At 66.0% G+C, this 20,239-nt stretch carries 23 protein-coding genes; 10 read left to right on the top strand and 13 right to left on the bottom strand.

The window, feature by feature from the left end:
• The first annotated feature begins 12 nt into the window (after positions 1-12).
• Together IWH25_RS16540 and IWH25_RS16535 are read left to right on the top strand one after the other, a co-directional pair.
• Positions 13-1,329 carry a dicarboxylate/amino acid:cation symporter gene (locus IWH25_RS16540; RefSeq protein ID WP_376990318.1) on the top strand — a complete coding sequence of 439 codons (1,317 nt, stop codon included), beginning with the start codon at positions 13-15 and terminating at the stop codon, positions 1,327-1,329.
• 9 nt (positions 1,330-1,338) lie between these two features.
• On the top strand, positions 1,339-1,521 hold the full coding sequence (locus tag IWH25_RS16535; protein WP_203386857.1) for a Lar family restriction alleviation protein: 183 nt from the start codon (positions 1,339-1,341) through the stop codon (positions 1,519-1,521).
• 84 nt (positions 1,522-1,605) lie between these two features.
• Here the strand turns inward: IWH25_RS16535 and IWH25_RS19245 are convergent, their stop codons facing one another.
• The 6 genes from IWH25_RS19245 to IWH25_RS16510 all read right to left on the bottom strand — a co-directional run bounded on the left by IWH25_RS19245 (position 1,606) and on the right by IWH25_RS16510 (position 5,005).
• The gene (locus tag IWH25_RS19245; protein WP_275403822.1) at positions 1,606-1,728 is read right to left on the bottom strand and encodes a hypothetical protein; all 123 of its coding nucleotides are present in this window, start codon (positions 1,726-1,728) and stop codon (positions 1,606-1,608) included.
• Positions 1,725-2,951 (bottom strand): MFS transporter, encoded by a 1,227-nt coding sequence (locus IWH25_RS16530; protein ID WP_238998938.1) that lies wholly within the window; start codon positions 2,949-2,951, stop codon positions 1,725-1,727. The genes IWH25_RS19245 and IWH25_RS16530 overlap by 4 nt, the downstream gene beginning before the upstream one ends.
• A 155-nt stretch (positions 2,952-3,106) precedes the next feature.
• Complete coding sequence (locus IWH25_RS16525; protein WP_203386856.1) at positions 3,107-3,598, bottom strand: SRPBCC family protein; 492 nt, start codon at positions 3,596-3,598, stop codon at positions 3,107-3,109.
• 91 nt (positions 3,599-3,689) lie between these two features.
• Positions 3,690-4,103 (bottom strand): OsmC family protein, encoded by a 414-nt coding sequence (locus tag IWH25_RS16520; protein WP_203386855.1) that lies wholly within the window; start codon positions 4,101-4,103, stop codon positions 3,690-3,692.
• A 130-nt stretch (positions 4,104-4,233) separates the two neighbouring features.
• Positions 4,234-4,461, bottom strand: a complete 228-nt coding sequence (locus IWH25_RS16515) for a DUF2798 domain-containing protein (RefSeq protein ID WP_203386854.1) — start codon at positions 4,459-4,461, stop codon at positions 4,234-4,236.
• Positions 4,462-4,510: 49 nt separating this feature from the next.
• Positions 4,511-5,005 (bottom strand): DUF2938 domain-containing protein, encoded by a 495-nt coding sequence (locus IWH25_RS16510; RefSeq protein WP_203386853.1) that lies wholly within the window; start codon positions 5,003-5,005, stop codon positions 4,511-4,513.
• Between the two features lie 82 nt (positions 5,006-5,087).
• On the opposite strand from IWH25_RS16510, the gene IWH25_RS16505 reads away from it, so the two are divergent.
• The gene (locus IWH25_RS16505; RefSeq protein ID WP_203386852.1) at positions 5,088-5,519 is read left to right on the top strand and encodes a helix-turn-helix domain-containing protein; all 432 of its coding nucleotides are present in this window, start codon (positions 5,088-5,090) and stop codon (positions 5,517-5,519) included.
• A 75-nt stretch (positions 5,520-5,594) separates the two neighbouring features.
• Here IWH25_RS16505 and IWH25_RS16500 read toward each other — a convergent pair whose 3' ends face one another.
• Positions 5,595-6,041, bottom strand: coding sequence for a hypothetical protein (locus tag IWH25_RS16500; protein ID WP_203386851.1), 447 nt, complete (start codon positions 6,039-6,041; stop codon positions 5,595-5,597).
• 504 nt (positions 6,042-6,545) lie between these two features.
• Here IWH25_RS16500 and IWH25_RS16495 point away from each other — a divergent pair.
• Positions 6,546-6,983 (top strand): CBS domain-containing protein, encoded by a 438-nt coding sequence (locus IWH25_RS16495; protein WP_203386850.1) that lies wholly within the window; start codon positions 6,546-6,548, stop codon positions 6,981-6,983.
• A gap of 280 nt (positions 6,984-7,263) precedes the next feature.
• Here IWH25_RS16495 and IWH25_RS16490 read toward each other — a convergent pair whose 3' ends face one another.
• The 5 genes from IWH25_RS16490 to IWH25_RS16470 form a co-directional block, all read right to left on the bottom strand.
• Positions 7,264-9,219, bottom strand: coding sequence for a DUF3732 domain-containing protein (locus tag IWH25_RS16490; RefSeq protein ID WP_203386849.1), 1,956 nt, complete (start codon positions 9,217-9,219; stop codon positions 7,264-7,266).
• Positions 9,216-9,713 carry a three component ABC system middle component gene (locus IWH25_RS16485; RefSeq protein ID WP_203386848.1) on the bottom strand — a complete coding sequence of 166 codons (498 nt, stop codon included), beginning with the start codon at positions 9,711-9,713 and terminating at the stop codon, positions 9,216-9,218. The genes IWH25_RS16490 and IWH25_RS16485 overlap by 4 nt, the downstream gene beginning before the upstream one ends.
• Positions 9,710-10,909 (bottom strand): ABC-three component system protein, encoded by a 1,200-nt coding sequence (locus IWH25_RS16480; protein WP_203386847.1) that lies wholly within the window; start codon positions 10,907-10,909, stop codon positions 9,710-9,712. The genes IWH25_RS16485 and IWH25_RS16480 overlap by 4 nt, the downstream gene beginning before the upstream one ends.
• Before the next feature lie 324 nt (positions 10,910-11,233).
• On the bottom strand, positions 11,234-11,863 hold the full coding sequence (locus tag IWH25_RS16475) for an acyl carrier protein phosphodiesterase (protein ID WP_203386846.1): 630 nt from the start codon (positions 11,861-11,863) through the stop codon (positions 11,234-11,236).
• 148 nt (positions 11,864-12,011) lie between these two features.
• On the bottom strand, positions 12,012-12,923 hold the full coding sequence (locus IWH25_RS16470) for an AraC family transcriptional regulator (RefSeq protein WP_238998937.1): 912 nt from the start codon (positions 12,921-12,923) through the stop codon (positions 12,012-12,014).
• Positions 12,924-13,150: 227 nt separating this feature from the next.
• Here IWH25_RS16470 and IWH25_RS16465 point away from each other — a divergent pair, with 227 nt between their 5' ends.
• From IWH25_RS16465 to IWH25_RS16440, 6 genes are all read left to right on the top strand, one after another.
• Positions 13,151-13,609, top strand: coding sequence for a (2Fe-2S)-binding protein (locus IWH25_RS16465; protein ID WP_203386844.1), 459 nt, complete (start codon positions 13,151-13,153; stop codon positions 13,607-13,609).
• Between the two features lie 11 nt (positions 13,610-13,620).
• Positions 13,621-15,855, top strand: a complete 2,235-nt coding sequence (locus IWH25_RS16460; protein ID WP_203386843.1) for a xanthine dehydrogenase family protein molybdopterin-binding subunit — start codon at positions 13,621-13,623, stop codon at positions 15,853-15,855.
• 114 nt (positions 15,856-15,969) lie between these two features.
• A complete protein-coding gene (locus IWH25_RS16455; protein WP_203386842.1) occupies positions 15,970-16,953 on the top strand; it encodes an XdhC family protein in 984 nt (327 codons plus the stop codon).
• A gap of 177 nt (positions 16,954-17,130) precedes the next feature.
• Positions 17,131-17,688, top strand: coding sequence for a nucleotidyltransferase family protein (locus IWH25_RS16450; RefSeq protein ID WP_203386841.1), 558 nt, complete (start codon positions 17,131-17,133; stop codon positions 17,686-17,688).
• Between the two features lie 80 nt (positions 17,689-17,768).
• Positions 17,769-17,999, top strand: coding sequence for a DUF2789 domain-containing protein (locus IWH25_RS16445; protein WP_203386840.1), 231 nt, complete (start codon positions 17,769-17,771; stop codon positions 17,997-17,999).
• 133 nt (positions 18,000-18,132) lie between these two features.
• Complete coding sequence (locus IWH25_RS16440; RefSeq protein WP_203386839.1) at positions 18,133-19,320, top strand: phospholipase A; 1,188 nt, start codon at positions 18,133-18,135, stop codon at positions 19,318-19,320.
• Positions 19,321-19,380: 60 nt separating this feature from the next.
• On the opposite strand, the gene IWH25_RS16435 is transcribed toward IWH25_RS16440, so the two are convergent.
• Positions 19,381-20,202 (bottom strand): 2-keto-4-pentenoate hydratase, encoded by an 822-nt coding sequence (locus tag IWH25_RS16435; protein ID WP_203386838.1) that lies wholly within the window; start codon positions 20,200-20,202, stop codon positions 19,381-19,383.
• Positions 20,203-20,239 lie beyond the last annotated feature (37 nt).

Genomic DNA, 20,239 nt, shown 5'->3' with positions numbered 1-20,239 from the left:
AGGAGTCTCTACGTGCAGGTGCTGATCGCCATCGCCATCGGCGTCGCGCTCGGCCATTTCTATCCGGATGCCGGCGCGGCGATGAAGCCGCTCGGCGACGGCTTCATCAAGCTGATCAAGATGATCATCGCGCCGATCATCTTCTGCACCATCGTCGTCGGCATCGCCGGCATGAAGGACATGAAGAAGGTCGGCAAGACCGGCGGCTACGCCGTGCTCTACTTCGAGGTGGTGAGCACCGTCGCGCTGATCATCGGCCTCGTCGTCGTCAACGTCTGGGCGCCGGGCGCCGGCATGAACGTCGACGTGTCGACGATCGACGCCAAGGGCCTCGCCAAGTACGCCGAGCCGGGCAAGATGCAGTCGACCACCGACTTCCTGATGAACATCATCCCGACCAGCGTCGTCGATGCCTTTGCCAAGGGCGACATGCTGCAGGTGCTGTTCTTCTCGATCCTCTTCGGCTACGCGCTGCACGCCTTCGGCGACCGCGGCCGCCCGGTGTTCGACCTGATCGAGAAGCTCTCGCACGTGCTCTTCGGCATCGTCGGCGTGATCATGAAGGTGGCCCCGATCGGCGCCTTCGGCGCGATGGCCTACACCATCGGCAAGCACGGCGTCGGCAGCCTGGCGCAGCTCGCCAGCCTGATGGGCGCCTTCTACGTCACCTGCGTCGTCTTCGTCTTCGGCGTGCTCGGCTCGATCGCCGCGATGCACGGCTTCTCGGTGTGGAAGCTGATCAAGTACATCAAGGAAGAGCTGTTCCTGGTGCTCGGCACCTCGTCGTCGGAATCGGCGCTGCCGCGCCTGATGGCGAAGATGGAGAACGCCGGCGCCGAGAAGTCGGTGGTCGGCCTGGTGGTGCCCACCGGCTACTCGTTCAACCTCGACGGCACCTCGATCTACCTGACCATGGCCGCGGTCTTCATCGCCCAGGCGACCAACACGCCGATGGACCTGTCGCAGCAGATCACGCTGCTGCTGATCCTGCTGCTCACCTCGAAGGGCGCCGCCGGCGTCACCGGCTCCGGCTTCATCGTGCTCGCCGCGACGCTGTCGGCGGTCGGCTCCGTGCCGGTCGCCGGCCTCGCGCTGATCCTCGGCATCGACCGCTTCATGTCGGAAGCGCGCGCGCTGACCAACTTCGTCGGCAACAGCGTCGCCACGCTGGTCGTCGCCAAGTGGTGCAACGCGCTCGACAGCGACAAGCTCGCCGCCGTGCTCAACAACGAGACCGCCGACGAGGCGAACCGCCCCGAGCTGGTCCTCGACGACGCGCCGACGCCGGAACTGCCGAGCGTGCCGCGCCCGGCGGTCGAGCACCACTGAGCGGCCGCGATGACTGCCGCCGCTGCCGACTACCTGCAGCCGTGCCCGTTCTGCGGCACGGCGCCGGCGAGCGCCATCGAGGTCGACCTGGCGATGTGGGCGGTGGTGTGCAACCACTGCCAGTCCATCGGCCCGCTCGCCGGCGACGAGCGCCGCGCGGCGGAGCTGTGGAACCGCCGCCCGCCAGCTTAGGCCGGCACCCGCGCCGCAGGGGCGCGCAGGACGCCTCCCCCGTCGCCCGACGGCAGATGAAAGCCCGACTCCGGTCGGGCTTTTTTACTGGCAGAAGGCCAGCGCCGACGCCAGCGCGAACGCGTTGTCCGGCGCCAGCCAGCCGGCGAAGGCGAGGGCCACGGCGCCGCACAGCGCCGCCGCCGCCAGCACGCGCAGCGGCTTCATGCCGGCGCCGCCGCCGGGCCGCGCACGATCTCGCGGTCGTCGATCGGCCAGTGCAGCAGCGCGGCGATCACGCCGAGGCCGATGCCGATCAGCCACACCAGGTCGTAGGACGCGGTCGCGTCGAACAGGTAGCCGCCGAGCCAGACGCCGAGGAAGGAGCCGAGCTGGTGGCCGAAGAACACCAGGCCGAACAGCGTCGTGATGTACTGCACGCCGAACACCTGCGACAGCAGGCCGCTGGTCAGCGGCACCGTGCCCAGCCAGATGAAGCCCATCACCGCGCAGAAGACGTACAGGCTCCACGGGCTCAGCGGCAGCAGCACGAAGGCCGCCATCGCCGCCGCGCGCAGCAGGTAGATGTAGGCGAGCAGGTGCTTGCGCCGGTGCAGTCCGCCGAGCCAGCCGCAGACGTAGGTGCCGGCGACGTTGGCGAGCGCGATGATGGCCAGCCCGGCCGCCGCGTGGTTGGCCGACAGCCCGCGGTCGGCGAGGTAGGCCGGCAGGTGCGTGGCGATGAACGCGAGCTGGAAGCCGCAGGCGAGGAAGCCCAGATTGAGCAGCCAGAAACCCTTGTGCGCGAAGGCCTCGCGCAGCGCCGCCGACAGGCTCTGCCGATGCGCGGCGGAGGCCGCCGGGCGGTCGTTCAGCGGCAGCGTCGCCGGCAGCAGCAGCGCGCAGGCGATGCCCAGCGCGACCAGCGCGCCGGCCCAGCCGAGCATGCCGATCAGCCCCTGCGACAGCGGCACCATGAAGAACAGCCCGAGGCCGCCGATGGCGCCGGTGGCGCCGAGCGCACGGCTGCGCTGCGCCGCCGGCACCAGCCGGCTGATCGCGCCATAGACCACGGCGAAGGCCGAACCGGACAGCGCGACGCCGAGGCACAGCCCGGCGGTCAGCGTGAACGCCGTCGGCGTCTGCGCCTGCGACATCAGCAGCAGCCCGCCGGCGTAGAGCAGCAGCCCGCCGACCAGCACGCGGCGCGCGCCGAAGCGGTCGGCGATCATCCCGGTGAGCGGCTGGGCGAGGCCCCAGACCAGGTTCTGCACGGCGATGGCGAAACCGAAGGCCTCGCGCGACCAGTCGCGGTCGAGCGTGATCGGCAGCAGGAAGATGCCCTGCGCGTGGCGGATGCCCATCGCCATGCCGATGATCGCGCCGCCGGCCAGCACCAGCAGCCAGAAGTCGCCGCGCCCGCCGCGGCTGTTGTCCTCTTCTCTTTCCATGATCCGACCTCGTGTTTCCTGCGCGAATGAAGGTGCCGGCGTGTCCGCCCGCGGCTTCGATTTAACGCGCGGCGGGCCGGCCGCTCAAACGAAATATTTGCGGTCGATGCATGCAAAAAAGGAATGGCTGCCGCCGGCGGTCGGCGCGTGGCGCGCTAGCGCGTCTTCATGAACTCGACCAGCTGGTCGAGCGCGATCCCCCAGCCCTGCTCGAAGCCCAGCGCCGCGTGCTTCCGGCAATCCTCCGCCGTGCCGTGCACGACGCGCGCGCCGTACCGCGTGCCGCTGCCCTGCGGCGTGAAGCTGACGATGCCGGTGAAAAAGAAGAAGTCCTCGACCTCCTTCGCCGGCACCGGCCGGAAGCCCGGGCCGAGCGCGTTGGTCCATACCAGCCGCCGGTTCGGCAGCAGCTCGAGATAGCAGCCGATGCCCGGGAATTCCTGCCCCTCGGGCGAGCGCATCACCGTGCTGAAGATGCCGCCGGGACGCAGGTCGATCTCGCAGGCGATGGTCGTCCACGGCCGCGGGCAGAACCACGGCAGCAGCAGTTCGGGCGTGGTCCACGCGGCCCACAGTTTCTCGGCGGGGAGCTCGACGTAGCGTTCGAAGGCGAGGTCGAGGGCGGGGTTGTGGTCGGGGGTGTTCATCGGCGGGCCTCGTCGGTGGGGGGGTATCGGGAGTGACGCCGGAATCGACGGCGGGTTCCCGCGCGCGGGAGGCGCGGGGCGGTCGCCGCCGTCAGCCCGTCAGCGCGGTATCGATGCGGATCTCGCCGGTCAGCAGCTTGTGCATCGGGCAGGCGTTCGCCGCCTTCAGCAGCTGCGCCCGCTGCTCCTCGTTCAGTTCGCCGTGCAGCGCGATCCGGCGCACGATGTCGTTGCCCGCTTCCGGCTTGCCGCCCGGGGTCAGCTGCAGCACCACCTCGATGCCGGTCAGCGGCAGCTGCCGGCGCGCGGCGACCATCTGCAGCGTGATCGCCGTGCACGCGCCGAGGCTGGACAGCACCAGCCGCTCCGGCGTCGGCCCGGCGTTGCCGCCGCCGAGTTCGGCCGGCTCGTCGGCGCACCACGCGTGGCCGAGGTCGTCGGTGAAGGAAACGAGATACGGCGTGTCTTCGAGCACGGCCTTGACGGTGGGGGTGGCGGCGGACATGGCGGTTCCTTGCGGGGCGGGTTCGTCGGATGGCGCCCGGGCGCTCCCGGCCCGGGTCGGCAGATTCGACCGCCGACCCGGCCATGAAGTTGCGTGCGTGCCCGCGTGCGTCCGGCGCAGGCGGCCGCCGTCAGCGCTCGACGACCAGCGCGCGCACAACCCGCTGCGCCAGCGGCGCTACCAGCATCACCGCCGGAAACGCCACCAGCCAGGCCGTCAGCCAGGCGGAAAGCCACAGGCCGACGACGCCGTCGGCCGGGCCGGTGGCGCGGAACGTGGCAATTCCCGACACCAGCAGCGACATCAGCCCGGAGAGAATCAGGCTGAACAGCATGGGACCGTACTTTTTGGGAATCATGAAAACACCTCTTGCTGGGATAGGGGTTTCTTTGCGGGGAACGGCGCCTTCATCGCGAAACCCATTCGATGAAGCGCGCGGAGAGGAACAGGCCGAGGCCGAAGACGAGGTGGTTGATCAGGCTCCGGAGGGCGTTCCGGAACGGGGTGGCGGTCCTCGACGCCGCAATCCCCAGGCCCATCGCCGGCTGCATGACGAACAACGGGAAGACCACCGTGCCGACGCCGACCGCGACGGCCGGCGCCAGCGTCGGCGCCGAAATCCAGTCGCGCCCGAACACGCCGACCAGCAGCAGCGCGAACGCGACGCCGACCGCGTAGTGCGTCAGCCAGCCCAGCCCGACCTCGTGCCGTACCGGCGGCGCGGCGCCGATCGCGGCGTGCGCCACGCGGCCGCGGCACAGGTGCCCGACCCAGCGGCCGATGAAGGCGAAGTTCAGCGTCGGCACGCCGGCCCGCTTCAGCGCCATCAGCCAGAGGTCCATGAGCAGCGTGGCGCCGCACCCGATGAGAACGACCCTCGAAATTTCCTGCAGCGATGCCATGACGCACTCCTTCGCGGTTGACGACCAAGCTCGTGGAATGCACTGTAGAAGTTGAAGTCAACTTCAAGTCAAGGGCTGTGCGATGGATATTTCGGAAGTCAGCAAGCGCACCGGCATCCCGTCGTCGGCGCTGCGCTACTACGAGCAGAAGGGGCTGATCGCTTCGGTGCGCGAGAAGGGTGCCCGCCGCAGCTATGCGCCGGGCGTGCTCGACCAGCTGGCGCTGATCGCGCTCGGCCAGGCGGCGGGGCTGTCGCTCGACGAAATCCGCTCGATGCTCTCGCCGTACGGCCCGCCGAACATCGACCGGCAGCTGCTGCTGGCCAAGGCGGTCGAAATCGACGCGCTGATCAAGCGCCTGCGCGCCGTGAGCAACGGCCTGCGCCACGCCGCCGCCTGCCCGGCGCCGAGCCATGCGGAATGCCCGAGCTTCCAGAAACTCCTGAAGGCGGCCGCGTCCGGCGCGCTGGAGAAGCGGTGGGGCAAGACGAGGCTTCAACCTGCGCACGGGTAGCGCCGGCGGCAGCGCTTCGCCGGGGCAATCGTTCGCGCCGTGGGCGACGCGTGCTGCGTCGTGGCGCCTGCCGCTTCAGGCGCGCGCTTGCGCCCGCAGCGTCTGCACCTCGCCCTGCGGCTGCGCCGGCAGGCGGCCGTGGCGCAGCCATTCCAGCGGAATCCGCCACAGCGTCTGCTCGTAGCGGCTGTTGAAGAACGCGAAGTGGCCGACCTGCTTTTCGCCGATCGCCTCGGGGCGCAGGTGCAGGTGCGTGCGCGCGCTGTTGCGGTAATAGCCGAGCAGGCGGCGGATCGCCGCGACCGTACCGAACTCGTCGTCGGAGAGGCTCATCGCCAGCGTCGGCGCGTGCATCGCCGCGAAGCGCGCGTAATAGCGGCAGCGCACCGAAGTCGCCGCGTTGATGACGACCACCGGTCGCGCGACGTCGACGTTCGCGTGCTGCCAGCGGAAGCCCTTCAGCGGGTAGCCGTCGGCGGCGGGGAAGGTGATCGCTTGTGCGGTGGAAACGCGCTGGTCCATGCCGGGTGCCTGTCGGGAGTGTCGCTGATAGGCATGGTAGGAAGCGGAGGGCGCTCAAACGAAAGTCGTGCATGTCACGCATGCCGTCCGTGAATGCGTCCGGGCGCTTGGCCGGGGTGCAATGCGGCGGGCTGTTGCCAGCCGCACGGGCACCGCTACCTTGCCGGTTTCCCATGCCTATGCGCAGGTCTGGCGCAGGCCCGGAATCGATAGTCATGGCCAGGCCGGTGCGCACCACTTTGGTTGGAACGATCGCTGCCTGAACCCAGTCGGGTGCGTTTTTCCCGCAAGGAAATTTGCGTGAAAAAGATACCCGCCTGTATTCATTGGGTTTTTGATTTTCGGTCGGATTGGCGCGAATGTTGCGAGTATTTCCGGCGTGAAGCAGTCAGTCTCTCGCAGACCTTGCGCCACGACCTTCGGTACTGATGCCCTTGGCCTACGGCCAATGGTGCGCAAGGCCCAACTGGACTCATCTGCTTTGCTTTAGCGAAAGGAGATGCCATGCCTTACCGACCGATACGCGAAGTGATAGGCAATCGTCCGTTCCCCGTTGCCTTGCCCTCCAACACCATCCGCGAATGTGCCTTCATCATGAAGGAATGGAAATCGTCCGCCGTCCTCGTCGTTGACGGGCGCGACCGACTCCTCGGCATCCTCACCGAGCGCGACATCGTCTTCCGTTGCGTCGCCCTGAGCGCCCCGCTCGACACGATGGCGGTGTCGACAGTCATGACCCGTGACCCGCGGGTCATGCACATCGACAAGCCGTTCGGCCACGCCCTGCATCTGATGTACGAAGGCGGCTTCCGGCACATGCCGGTCGTCGACGACAGCGGTAAGCCCGTCGGGCTCCTCGCCGCGCACGATGCACTGGCGATGGACGGGCTGCAACTCGAGAAAGACCTGGTGCGTCGCGAAGAGATCACGGTGCTGCTCTAGCGATCGGGCTGGCGTCGTCGACCGCCCGGTGCCGCGCAGCGCGGCAGCTGGCGCGTGAGGATACTGCTACCTCCTTCTCGCCTTTTCTTTTCCCCTCCTCCTGAAGGCGAGAGATTTGACCCGCTTACGTAGCGGGTCTTTTTTCGTGTGTGGTTAGAGTCGTAAGGCGCTGGCGATTGATCGGCTTCATCCTCCGCCGGCGTCGGCGCTCGCTTGCTGCCAGCGGATGTCTTTCAGTGGATGGCCGGTCCGTCGATACTGTCGTGGGTGTAGCGGCAATTCACTGCTTCAACCACTCTTTAGGAATGAGCGCTCTACCGTCTCTCCAAGGCGGCTCGACAAGTGACTCCTGATACCAGCTTTCAGGAAGGTTGGCGTGTTCAGTGACGATGATCTGGAACCTGGGCGAAAGCTCATCGACCAAATCGTACAGCGTCTTGAACATCCGTCCGACTGCACTGATGTCAGCATCGTTCGGTTGCAGGTTTCCAAGCCCTTCCTTTGTTCCATCCAGCTGCTTGTAAGCAGCCGTCGAGGGAAAGTAGACTTGCGATGGCTGGTCGATGATCATGAAGCTTGGGACAGGGCGCTTGTTCTCGACGAAATGCTTGTGGAGAGCGAGCAGCGCGATGAGGTGACATCCAAGCCAGTTCTCACCGCTACCCATTCTATGCATAGGGATTGGTTTATCGGCATCCGCAATTACGGTAAGACCGGTAACGTCTAGTCGGTAAGGGCAGCCTCGAAACTCCAACTCTAGGCGATCAGCCAATTTTGTCATCGTACGGCCAATGCGATTCAGGAGTGAAGCCATTGCAGCCTCTACTGAGTCCTCGTCGACTTGCTCCGAAATCGCTTCGATTCGAGCTCTCAATGCAGCAATCTCGTTCCGCAAGCTCGAATCTGGTGCTACCTCTTGTACGCTTTCCAGGTAAAGACTGATCCTGCCGACAGTGCGAGCAATCTGGGCTTGAACATCTCGTTGAGCGAGAGCATCGTCCTCAGAACCAACAGCCAACCTCAGCTGGCGTTGAAGAGTCTGCACCTTCTGGCGGGCCTGGCCGACTCGCTCTTCAAGATTCGTTAGCTTCCCCAGAAGCCTGGGACGTTGCTCCTCAATATTCTCTAGGTCTCGCTGCAAACCATCGAGACTTGTCCGAAGCTCTTCTGCGGATGGACTCAATTGGTCACTCCCGCAGAGAGGGCACGTGGAAGATCTGTTGGCGCTGTGGGGAATGATACCGATCGCCTTTAGCCGCTCTGCTTGTTCTCCTACTGCTTCCGCAAATCCCTCTCCTTCGAGTTGAAAGTGGCGTGCTTGCACCAACGCGTCGTAAAGCTCGTTGTACTCAAGCCTTGCTCGATCAAGCTCCATATTGAGCTCAAGCTGAGATTTCTCCCCCGGCGGAAAATCTGGTGTGGAAGGGGTCCAGTGTTGAGCAGACTCCAGGTGCTGTCTTGCCTTTGACGGAGATGAAGCATCAAGATCGGAAGGCAGGAGCCCAACGACCTTGGCTTCATCTATAAGTTGGAGGCTTTGACTGAGCTCGCTAGAGCCCACAAAAGACGCCTCGCGTTCACGTCTTTCAAATAGCTTTAGTTGTCTCCGCAAATTTCGCTCTTCCTGCATAAGCGCCAACCGATCCTCCGGTACCGCGCCGAGCAAGTAAGGGAGCGTGTCCTTGATTGCTTGCGGCATGAACTGCTCGCCCTGCCGGTGGAACAAGAACGCCCTGTTTGCAATTTCCCCTTGCTCCTGAAACAGGTAGTACTTCGTATGGGCAATCGTCGCTTCAAGGGGCGAACGAGTGTGATTCTCGCCGGGGGTGCTGAGATTTGGCGAAACACCCAACATCGCCGAGAGCTGCCGCGTCAGGCCTTCGTCATTTGTATTTACCTCTAACTCTTGGAAACCCGGCGGCTCCAGTACGGACCCAATCTTGAAAAACGCGCCAGACTGAGTCGCCGCATTTCCTCGAGGGGCAGGTTTGGCACAGAAAACATCGCTCTCGTTCACGCGAAGCATCACCGCGTACCAGCCGATAATGTCGCGGTTAACCCCCTCGAAAATATTAAAGGTGCTCCTACCTAGGCAATAGTCGACGATATCTATAATTGCCGACTTTCCTGTCCTAGATTGCCCTGTTATTACGTTTAACTTTCCAAGGCGAAATGGAAGCACCCTCGTTCTTCCGTCTTTGTGATACAGGATGATTGATCTTATTTGCATCGTCATGGACGAACTCCAAAGAGGGCGAAAGTTGTCGGCACGTCCTTAACTTGTGTAAGCAACTTGCCCAAAATCTGCGCGTTTTTAGAAAAATTTTTGTTGTAGGGCATTTTTTCCCACTGCTTCAATTCGCGCGAAGTCATTGGAATAAGAGCCTTCTCCGCGTCCAAACGTAGAATGTCATAACGCAGACCAAATGAAATCGCCTCACGAACTATCGGGGCCATCTCCCTTGCACGCTCCGAAAATCCGAACAACACTTCTGGGTTTTCTAGAAGCCAATTGTGAAATTTGGTGCGAGATGTTGGGGGTAACAGATCAGCAGAGGTGGGATGCAAGATCAGCGGCAACGCCACGAAAGAAAGAGGATAAGCCAGCCCCCGTTCGATATCCCCATGGTAGCCAGATGCCACCCGGTTCAGCAGCGTGGCGCAAAACGCTGGATTAAACAGATTGGCAACATCAGGAGGTCGCCGGCCCCATATCTTGCCCATCATCATGCTGTCGCCGCCGCCGACATCGTCTGGGTCATTAGCTCTTGGAATTTAGGATGCCAATAGATGCCAGGAGGCTCTTTGTCAGCAAGAATATGGAAACTGCCTCGTCTTACGAAGTCGGCCTCGACTCGCGGCCTAATTCGGAGCGTGCACTCCATTTCCGCCCATTTAAGAACTGCCTTCCCCGCCGCTATCAATGCCTGCGGATCCGAGGCATCGGTATCAGAGAAGTTATGGTCAAAATAGCGCTCCCATTCGTCGCTCAACCGCTCTTCATATTTTTCTAATTCCCGGGGAAATACAAGGCTGTCTCTAAGCCATCTATGCCGCTGGTTATAGGCCCGATGATAGTCAAAGATGGCTTTTCTAATCGTCCTAGTACCCGCTTGAATGGCTTCTAGCTGCTTAACATATTGTCGATTCCGGCTCGCATCGACCTCATCATCCGTCATCCCCAGACTGTCGTAATCAATTGGCAGACTTTCGTCATGAAAGGTTTCAGCCACTGACGCAACGTACTCATGCAATTCGAAACCAGAAATGCCATTTGCGTAAGAAGGCGTTTTTGCGAGCAGATGAAGGATGACCTTATCGGTCCACCAACCCTCTACTCTCTCTGAGAATGGCGCCAAGTACTTGGCACGAACCGCAAGGCGAAGTTGTTGATCAATCTTCTTTTTTACTCCTGCGATATCAGGATGCCCCCCAACGATATGGATTGCCGCCAAGAGGGCTTTCCTTTGAGCCTCAGTCAATTCTTTGAACGCATCAAAAGCTTCTTTTAGAGATTTATTTCCGGAGGTGGAAGCAACGTTTAAGAGCTTTGTCTCGGCCTTGTTAAGGTCGCGTTTCGAATCACCTAACAGCGAAGCTATGCTTCCGGCCCCTATTTTTGCGGTAGTAAAGAGAATTATTTTTGCATTATCAAGGGAAAATTTTGCAGCCTTTGCTTGCTCGGACCAAACACGCAAGCTTTTCCACAGGTCTGTGCTTGCATCGGTCAGGGTGGCCTCACCAGTGTGATGCTTTAGCTGTATCAGGGAAAGCGAACCGGCTATTACCGCATTGGATATATCGATGTCATCGAGTGCTTCAACCCTCAGGTAAGCTTCGTCAGGTGATTCGAGCAGTAGTGCAAGGGCAACACGTGCCTGATAAAGGTAACCTAGTGCTTGAGGCGCTGCCGAAAATGTTGTCATTCTTCCCTCTCCTCGGTATTTCTCAGCCGAACAGTAATGCCACGCGCATGCTACCAAGATCACGATGCATGTAAAGTGCAAAAGGCTATGAAAGTAACAGCGGTGTCCCTGATGAGGGGGCAGATCGCCGGAAGCGTCGGTTGCACTTCGGTACCTGTAGTGCCGTTTTGGATGAAGAGAATGGGAGCACTGGGTCAGAGCCGGACAATGGCATTAAGAACCACATGGTTGTTCGCCCCAATTTCCTAACCGGCGACCATTGACCTATTCATTGTGGCCGTTGGTGGTACGTAAACCCAATGACTGCTTGAGCCAACAAATGGCCTACTGGTTGGGCTTTAAATTTAAATTCTGCCCATCTTTATCAACAAGCGCGTGCTTCTCGCCACCCCGCCACAAGCCCCGTGCATCTTCCAGCCATACCCTGAAATCCTCTTCGAACCCCCCCGCGTCCGCGACGAATTCCTCCTCACCCCCCACCAGTGGATTCGGCTGCCGCGCACGCCGCGACATGCGGCGTAGCACGTCGGCGATGCTGTCGATTTCCGCATAGCTCTGCAGCCAATCCTCGCTTGCCATCAGCCGCAGCACGTGGCGCGCGGGTTCGGGCAGGTCGATCAGGCGTTCGTCGATCAGGCGGTAGACCTCTGCGCAGTAGTCGGCGAGCGCGGCGTCGTGGTGCTGCGCCCAGTCGCGGGCGAGCAGGTGGTCGTAGAAGATGTCGACGAGCACGCCGGCGTAGCGGCGCCGGGCGGGCGACATGCGGTTGCGGCTGCGGCAGAAGGCCGGGTGGGTTTCGGCGTGGCTGTCGATGGCGCGGTGCAGCGCGACGCCGCGGGCGAGGTCGGCGGGCAGCGTGCCGGGGAGTGGGCCCTTGATCCAGTCGCCGACGACGCCGCCGACGATCAGGGCGGGGTCGTTGCCGGCGAGGTAGGCGTGGGCTAGGAAGTTCATGGTTGGCGTGTGGGTGCCGGCTCTATGCGGGGGAATGCTGGTTTGACCCCATCCCCCTCCCGGCCTCCCCCTTGTCCCCCAGGGGGACTTCCTTCGGGGCGAAGGGGGAGGGGCTGTGTAAAGCACTACGCTGGAGAGACAACGCCGCTCAGCCGCCGTTCCGCCGCAGTTCGGCGACGTCGCTGGCCGGCGGGCGGCCGAACTGGCGGCGGTATTCGCGGCTGAACTGGGAGGCGCTTTCGTAGCCGACGCGGTGGGCGGCGGTGGCGGCGTCGTGGTCTTCGGCCAGCATCAGCCGGCGCGCTTCCTGCAGGCGCAGCTGCTTCTGGTATTGCACCGGGGTCATCGCGGTCAGCGCCTTGAAGTGGTGGTGCAGCGACGAGCGGCTCATGTTGGCGAGCTCGGCCAGCTGGTCGATGCTCGCGCTCTGGTCGAGGTTGCTGCGCAGCCAGTCGATGGCGCGCGCGATCTGCTGGCTGTGGCTGCCGGCGATCACCGCCTGGCGCAGGCGGGCGCCGAGCGGGCCGGTGAGCAGGCGGTAGAGCAGTTCCTTCGTGATGATCGGGGCCAGCACCGGGATGTCCTGCGGCGCGTCGAGCAGGCGCGCGAGGCGCAGCGCGGCGTTCTGGATGTCGGCGCTGAGTTCGCCGATGGCGATGCCGCGGTCGACCGGCAGCGTGCCGCGGTCGGGCGGCAGCGACGCGGTGAGTTCGGCGAGCGTGCGCGAATCGAGCATGAGGGCGAAGCCGAGGTAGGGCTCGGCGGCCGAGGCGCAGGTGATGCGCGAGGACATCGGCAGGTCGACCGACGAGATCATGTAGTGCCGCGCGTCGTACTCGTAGACATCGTCGCCGACCTGCAGGCGCTTGGCGCCCTGGGCCATGATCGCGAACACCGAGGGGACGACGGTGCAGGTCGGCGTCGCGGTATTCGAGCCGCGGAACAGCGCAAGGCCCGGGATCGGCGTTTCGCAGGGGCCGTCGGCACGGCAGTGGCGGCCGATGATCGCCGCCAGCTCGGCGCGCTGGCGGGCCATCGTTTCAGCCAGATGCGCGGCCACGGAATCATTTTCGCGGGGGTGGGTCAGAACGGGATTGTCCATGGCGGCAAGCGTAGTCCTTTTGCTTGCCGGCGGCGAGGCGTAGTGATGATTTCCGGCCGATTTCCGGAGGATCAGGCAATAAGTTCGTAGTTTTGGGTTATCGGCGGCGGCCGCGCCGCGCGCACACTGCAGGCATTTCACGGCGCCGTCCGGCGTCGTCACTCCAACCCCCGAAGGAGGCAGAGATGATCCGATTGAACGTGAACGGCAAGGCGGTGGCGCTCGACGTGGCGCCGGATACGCCGCTGCTGTGGGCCTTGCGCGATACGCTGCAGCTCACCGGCACCAAATACGGCTGCGGCCAGGCGCTGTGCGGCGCGTGCACGGTGCATCTGGACGGCGCGCCGATCCGTTCCTGCGTGACGCCGGTGTCGGCGGTGGCCGGGAAGAAAATCACTACGGTCGAGGCGGTCGATTCCGGAAAAGTAGGCAAGGCGGTGCAGGAGGCCTGGCGCAAGCTCGACGTCGTGCAGTGCGGCTACTGCCAGTCCGGCCAGATCATGAGCGCGGTGGCGCTGCTCTCCGAGAACCGCAAGCCGACCGACGCCGACATCGACAACGCGATGGGCGGCAACCTGTGCCGCTGCGCGACCTACGTGCGCATCCGCGCGGCGATCCACGAAGCCGCCAAGGCATTGGCGTGAGGAGGGCGGCGATGAACACGCATACCGAAAATTCCGAATTCCTGAACCTCAGCCGCCGCCGCTTCCTGCAGGGCGGCGCCGGCCTGACGCTGGGCTTCTGCCTGCCTACTTTCGCCGCCGAGAAGCTGCCCGCCGCCGGGCCAGGCAAGGCGGGTGCCGGGCTGGCGGCGCCGGTGAACTTTGAGCCGAACGCCTTCCTGCGCATCGGCACCGACAACAGCGTGACGGTGATCTCCAAGCACCTCGAAATGGGGCAGGGCACCTACACCGGCCTGGCCACGATCCTCGCCGAGGAGCTGGATGCGGACTGGAGCCAGGTGCGCGTCGAGGGCGCGCCGGCCGACGCCAAGCGCTACAACAACCTGTTCTGGGGCCCGGCGCAGGGCACCGGCGGCAGCACGGCGATGGCCAACTCGTGGGAGCAGCTGCGCAAAGCCGGCGCCGCTGGGCGGGCGATGCTGGTCGCGGCGGCGGCGCGCAAGTGGCAGGTGAGTGAAGCCGACATCGTCGTCAGCAACGGCGTGGTCAGTCACCCGGCCAGCGGCCGCAAGGCGAGCTTCGGGCAACTGGCGGCGGAGGCGGCGAAGTCGCCGGTGCCGGCCGAGGTGAAGCTGAAGGACCCGAAGGATTTCCGGCTGATCGGCAAGCAGGCCAAGCGCAAGGATTCGGCGGCGAAGACCAACGGCACCGCGAAGTTCACGCAGGACGTGTTCCTGCCCGGCATGCTGGTCGCCGTCGTCGCGCACCCGCCGCTGTTCGGGGCCAAGGTGAAGTCGTTCGACGCGAGCAAGACGAAGGCGGTGAAGGGCGTCGTCGACGTCGTGCAGATTCCGCAGGGCGTCGCCGTGCTGGCCAAGGACACCTGGAGCGCCAAGAAGGGCCGCGACGCGCTCACGGTGGAGTGGGACGAGAGCGCCGCGTTCAAGCTCGGCAGCGACGAGATCCTCGCCCGCTACAAGGAGCTGGCGAAGACGCCGGGGCTGGTGGCCAAGCAGACCGGTGACAGCGCGAAGGCTTTCGCTGGCGCGGCGAAGGTGGTGCGCGCGGCCTACGACTTCCCGTACCTCGCGCACGCGGCGATGGAGCCGCTGAACTGCGTGATCCAGCTGTCGGCCGGCGGCTGCGAGGTGTGGAACGGCGAGCAGCTGCACACCGGCGACCAGCACGCGCTGGCGCAGCTCTTCGGCCTGCCGCCGGAGCAGGTGAAGATCAACATGCTCTACGCCGGCGGCAGCTTCGGCCGCCGCGCCAACAAGGATTCGGACTACGTGCTGGAGGCGGCGCAGATCGTCAAGGCGAGGGCTGGCAAACGCGACGGCCACGCCCCGGTGAAGCTGGTCTGGCTGCGCGAGGACGACATGCGCGGCGGCTACTACCGGCCGCTCTTCCACCACGCGCTGGAGGCGGCGATCGACCAGGACGGCAAGCTCGCCGGCTGGCGCCACCGGCTGGTCGGGCAGTCGATCCTGATCGGCTCGCCGTTCGAGTCGATGATGGTCAAGGATGGCATCGACGCGGTCTCGGTCGAGGGCGCGTCGAACCTGCCGTACGCGATCCCGAACCTGACCGTGGACCTGCACACGCCGCGCGACATCGGCGTGCCGGTGCTGTGGTGGCGCTCGGTCGGCTCCTCGCACACCGCCTTCTCGACCGAGGCCTTCCTCGACGAGGTGGCGGCGGCGATGAACAAGGACCCGCTGGCGCTGCGCCTCGAACTGCTCGCCGCCCACCCGCGCCACGCCGCGGCCCTCAAATTGGCGGCGGAGAAGGCGGGCTGGGGCACGCCGCTGAAGGCCGCCCCCGGCGAGCGGCGCGGCCGCGGCATCGCGGTGCACGAGTCGTTCAACTCCTACGTCGCGCACGTCGCCGAAGTCACGGTGAAGGCCGACGGCTCGTTCACAGTCGACCGCGTCGTCAGCGGCGTCGACTGCGGCACGGCGATCAACCCGGACAACGTGCGCTCGCAGGTCGAGGGCGGCATCGGCTTCGCGTTGAGTTCGCTGAACGAGGCGATCACGCTCAAGGCCGGCCGCGTCGAGCAGGGTAACTTCGACGGCTTCACTATCCTGCGCATCAACGAGATGCCCAGGGTCGAGGTGCACATCGTGCCCTCCGGCGCGGCGCCGACCGGCATCGGCGAACCCGGCGTGCCGCCGGTGGCGCCGGCGGTGGCGAATGCGATCGCCGCGGCGACGGGCAAGCGGCTGCACCGGCTGCCGTTCGATACGCGCGAACTGGCGGCGTAATGGAGACGATGCCAAAACACCCGTCATTCCGGCGAAAGCCGGAATCCAGTTCGTGGGCCATTTCTGGATTCCGGCTTTCGCCGGAATGACGGGGTTGATTTGGAGTGAACTGAAATGGATAGTCTCGACACCCAAGTCCTAGACGCCGCCCGCCGCTGGGCGGCCGAGGGCCACCGCTTCGCGCTGGTCACCGTCGCCCGCACCTGGGGCTCGGCGCCGCGCCCGCCCGGCGCGTGGATGGTGCTGCGCGACGACGGGCAGGTGGTCGGCTCGGTCTCCGGCGGCTGCATCGAGGACGACCTGATCCGCCGCGCGCTCGACGGCGAGTTTTCGAGCGGCGAGCCGCGCGTGCTGCGCTACGGCGTCACCGCCGACGAGGCGCACCGCTTCGGCCTGCCCTGCGGCGGCACGCTCGAACTGGTGCTTGAGCCGGTGCCGGATGCCGCCCTGCTGGCGACGCTGGCGGCCCGCATCGGCCGTGGCCAGCTGGCGCGGCGGCGGGTGTCGCTGGCCAGCGGCGAGGTCGCCGTCGAGGACGGCACGGCGGGCGATGCGCAGCAGTGGGACGGCGAGACGCTCGTCACCGTGCACGGCCCGGCCTGGCGGCTGTTGATCATCGGCGCCGGGCAGATATCGCACTACCTGGCGACGATGGCGCAGGCGCTTGGCTACCGCGTCTTCATCTGCGACCCGCGCAGCGAATACGCCGACGGCTGGGACGTGCCGGGCACCGAGCGCGTGCTGGCGATGCCCGACGACGCGGTCACCGAACTCGCGCTCGACCCGCGCAGCGCCGTCGTCGCGCTGACGCACGACCCCAAGCTCGACGACATGGCGCTGCTCGAAGCGCTGAAGTCGCCGGCGTTCTACGTCGGCGCGCTCGGTTCGCGGGCGAACAACGCCAAGCGGCGCGAGCGGCTGCGGCAGTATTTCGATCTGACGCAGCAGGAGATCGACCGCCTGCACGGGCCGGTCGGCCTCGCCATCGGCAGCCGCACGCCGCCGGAGATCGCTGTGGCGATCCTGGCGGAGATGACGGCGGTGAAGAATGGGGTGGCGGTCGGGGCCGGGGTTTATGGGGTGGGATGTGTGGTTTGAGTTGGGGGTGGCGCGCCGCTCATGGTTCGGTACGCCTTGCTGTGCGAGGCTACTCACCACGAACGGAGCTGCGGACGGTGGTCGTTCCCCCTCTCCGTTCGCCCTGAGTAGCCCACGCAGTGGGCCCTTCGAGCGTGCTCAGGACAGGCGTATCGAAGGGCCAGCCTCAAACATTAAATGACCCCCGTCACCGGCCTCCTCCTAGCCGCCGGCGCCAGCCGCCGCTTCGGCGCCGACAAGCGCTGGCACCCGCTCGACGACGGCACGCCGATGGCGCTCGCGTCGGCGCGGCGCCTGCTCGCCGCCTGCCCGGACAGCGTCGCCGTCGTCCGCGCCGACGACACCGAACTGGCCGCCCTGCTGACGGCGGAAGGCTTGCGCTGCGTGGTCGCCGCACAGGCCGAGGAGGGCATGGGCCACAGCCTCGCCGCCGGCGTCGCGGCGACGGCGGAAGGGTCCGGCTGGCTGGTGGCGCTGGCTGACATGCCGTTCATCAAGGACACGAGCTACGCGGCGGTGCTCGCCGCGCTGGCCGGCGGCGCGCGCATCGCGCGGCCGCTGTTCGACGGCCGGCCCGGGCATCCGGTCGGCTTCGCCGCCGTTTACCGGCCGGACCTGCTGGCGCTGTCCGGCGACGAAGGGGGCAAGGCGATCATCGTCGGCGAGCCGGCGGCGCTGCGGCTGATCGCCGTGGACGACCCCGGCGTGCTGCACGACATCGACCGGCCGGGCTGACGCGCCGCGGAACTGTTGCCGGCGCTGCCCATCGAACCGGATATGGCCGACCGGCCGTGTCCTTCCGACGAGGAGTTGCCATGGACGCCCACCTGCACACGATGAACAACCTGTTCGCCCAGCTCGGGCTGCCGGCGGACGACGCCGACATCGAGCGCTTCATCGCCGCCCATCGCCCGCTCGGCAACGGCGTCGCGCTCTACCGTGCGCCGTTCTGGTCGCCGGCGCAGCGCGCCTTCCTGAAGGAGGAGATCATCGAGGACGCCGACTGGGCGTCGGTGATCGACGAATTGAATTCCCGGTTATCGTAGCCGGGTGGGCGCGGACGTGTCCGGCCGCGCCCCGCCGTTCCGGGTGCCGCGTTGTCCGCGGCGGCCCCGGCCTGCAATCGACGCCGATGCGCGCGGGGCTGCCGTGCGCCTCGGCTACCGGAGGTTTCCCGAGATGAACCGCCCGCTCCGCGCCGTGCGCACCGCGCTCGCCGCCTTCGCCATCCTTTCCCTGTCGCTTGCCGCGGCCGCGCCGGCGGCGCCGCCCTGGCTGATCGCGGCGCCGAGCGAGGCCGTGCGCGGCGGCGAGGCGCTCGAACTCGAAGCGGTCCGCCCGGACGCCGCGACGCCGTGGCCGGAGACGCTGCGCGTCCGCCTGCTGCGCGCCGACGGCGGCGAGGAGCTGGTCGTGCTGTACGGCGCCGAGGCGCCGGCGGCGGCGCTGCGGCGCAGCTACGGCGGGCGCCTGCCGGCGCTGGCGGTCGGCGTGCTGCGCGCCGAGCTCGCCGAGCTGCCGTCGAACCGGCTGGCGCTGATCGTCGCCGCGCCGGCGAGCGCCGACGCGATCGCGCGCATGTCGGCGCCGGCCGACAGCGCCGGCGCGACGGCGGCGCCGCTGCCGCCGCCGCGCTTCGACCCGCTGCCGGAGGAGGAGCCGGCGCTGTCGGCGAACGAGCCGATGTACATCGTCGCCGGCGCCCGCGACGGACTCGACGCGCGCTTCCAGTTGAGCTTCAAGTACCGTCTGTTCGACGCGCGCAGCCTGCCGGCGCGGCTGGCGCCGGCGCTCGGCCACCTGCACGTCGGCTACACGCAGACCTCGCTGTGGGACCTGCATGGCGATTCGAAGCCGTTCCGCGACACCAGCTACCGCCCCAGCCTGTTCTGGCAGGGGCGGGTCGGCGACGGCAACGGGATCGCGCCGTCCTTCCTGCGCGGCGGCTACGAGCACGAGTCGAACGGCCGCGACGGCGCGCGCTCGCGCAGCATCGACACGCTCTTCCTGCAGCCGGCCTGGCGCAAGGACTTCGCCGACGGCCGCACGCTGCTCTTCGCGCCCAAGTTCTACGCCTACGTGGAGCGCGACGACAACCCGGACATCGGCCGCTACCGCGGCTACGCCGACTGGCTGCTGCGCTACGGCGACGAGGCCGGCTGGGTGCTGGCGGCGCGCCTGCGCCGCGGCAGCAGCGGCCACGGCAGCGCCCAGCTCGACCTCTCGCATCCGCTGCGCGACCCGCTCTTCTCGCGCGTCGGCGGCTTCTTCCACGTGCAGCTGTTCTCCGGCTACGGCGAGACGCTGCTCGACTACAACGTGAAGCGCGATCCGCAGCTGCGCATCGGCTTCTCGATCGTGCGCTGAGCGGCGGCATCGTCGCCCGGCAGCGTGCGTACGGGCAGGGTGATCGCCGTTGCGGGTCGTTCAGGCGACAAACGCGACGGCGAGGTCGGGCAGCCCGATGCCGCGCAGTTTCGCCTGCCACGTCTCGCCGGGCTGTACGGATTTTGCCGGTGTGATCGTGCCGGTCGTGACGATCTCGTTGGCCTGCAGCTGCAAGCCCTGCGGCTGCTTCGACAGGACCGCGATCAGGTGCGCCAGCGCGCTCAGCGGATTGCCCAGCACGTTGCCGCCCCGTCCGACCGCCACCCGTTCGCCGTCGCGGCAGAGCTCGACGGAAAACGCTTCGAGCGCGGCGATCGGATCGGGCGCAAGTTGCCCGATGGCGACCGGTTCGCCGAGCAAAAGGGCGCCGTGCAGCGAACCATCGGCGACGGCATCGGCCGCCTGGAATTTCCAGCCGGGGAAATGGCAGTGGACGATCTCGAAGGAAAGCGCGACCCAGTCGATGCATGCGAGCAGGCGGCGGAGGTCGGCCCCGACGGGCGGTGCCGCGTGGAAGTGGAAGGCGATCTCGGGTTCGATCATCGGTTCGACGAACCCGCCGAGGCTGCACGTGCCGCCGGTCGCCGGCAGGCGTGCCAGCGTGCGGTCGTAAATGTGCGCCCAGATCGGCTCGCGCACGCCGTAGGCCTCCCACATGTCGGCGTTCGTGAAGCCGATTTTCCTGCCCACGGCAATCGCTCCCCGCGCAACGCGATCGTCGTGGATGAGTTGGGCCACGGCGTAGGCCGAGGGCAGGTCGAAGGTCGGAAGACGCGACGTGATCGGCGCGATCTGCCGCGCTTCGGCCTGCGCGGCCCGGATCTGCGAGGCGATACCTTGAAGTTCGGACGCTGCGAGCATCGTTCTTTCCTTTTGTTATGAAGCGGTGAATCCGTCG

Source organism: Azospira restricta, assembly GCF_016858125.1.
GTDB lineage: Bacteria > Pseudomonadota > Gammaproteobacteria > Burkholderiales > Rhodocyclaceae > Proximibacter > Proximibacter restrictus.
The sequence above is the reverse complement of the archived record's forward strand: the minus strand, read 5'-3'. Positions and strand labels throughout refer to the sequence as shown.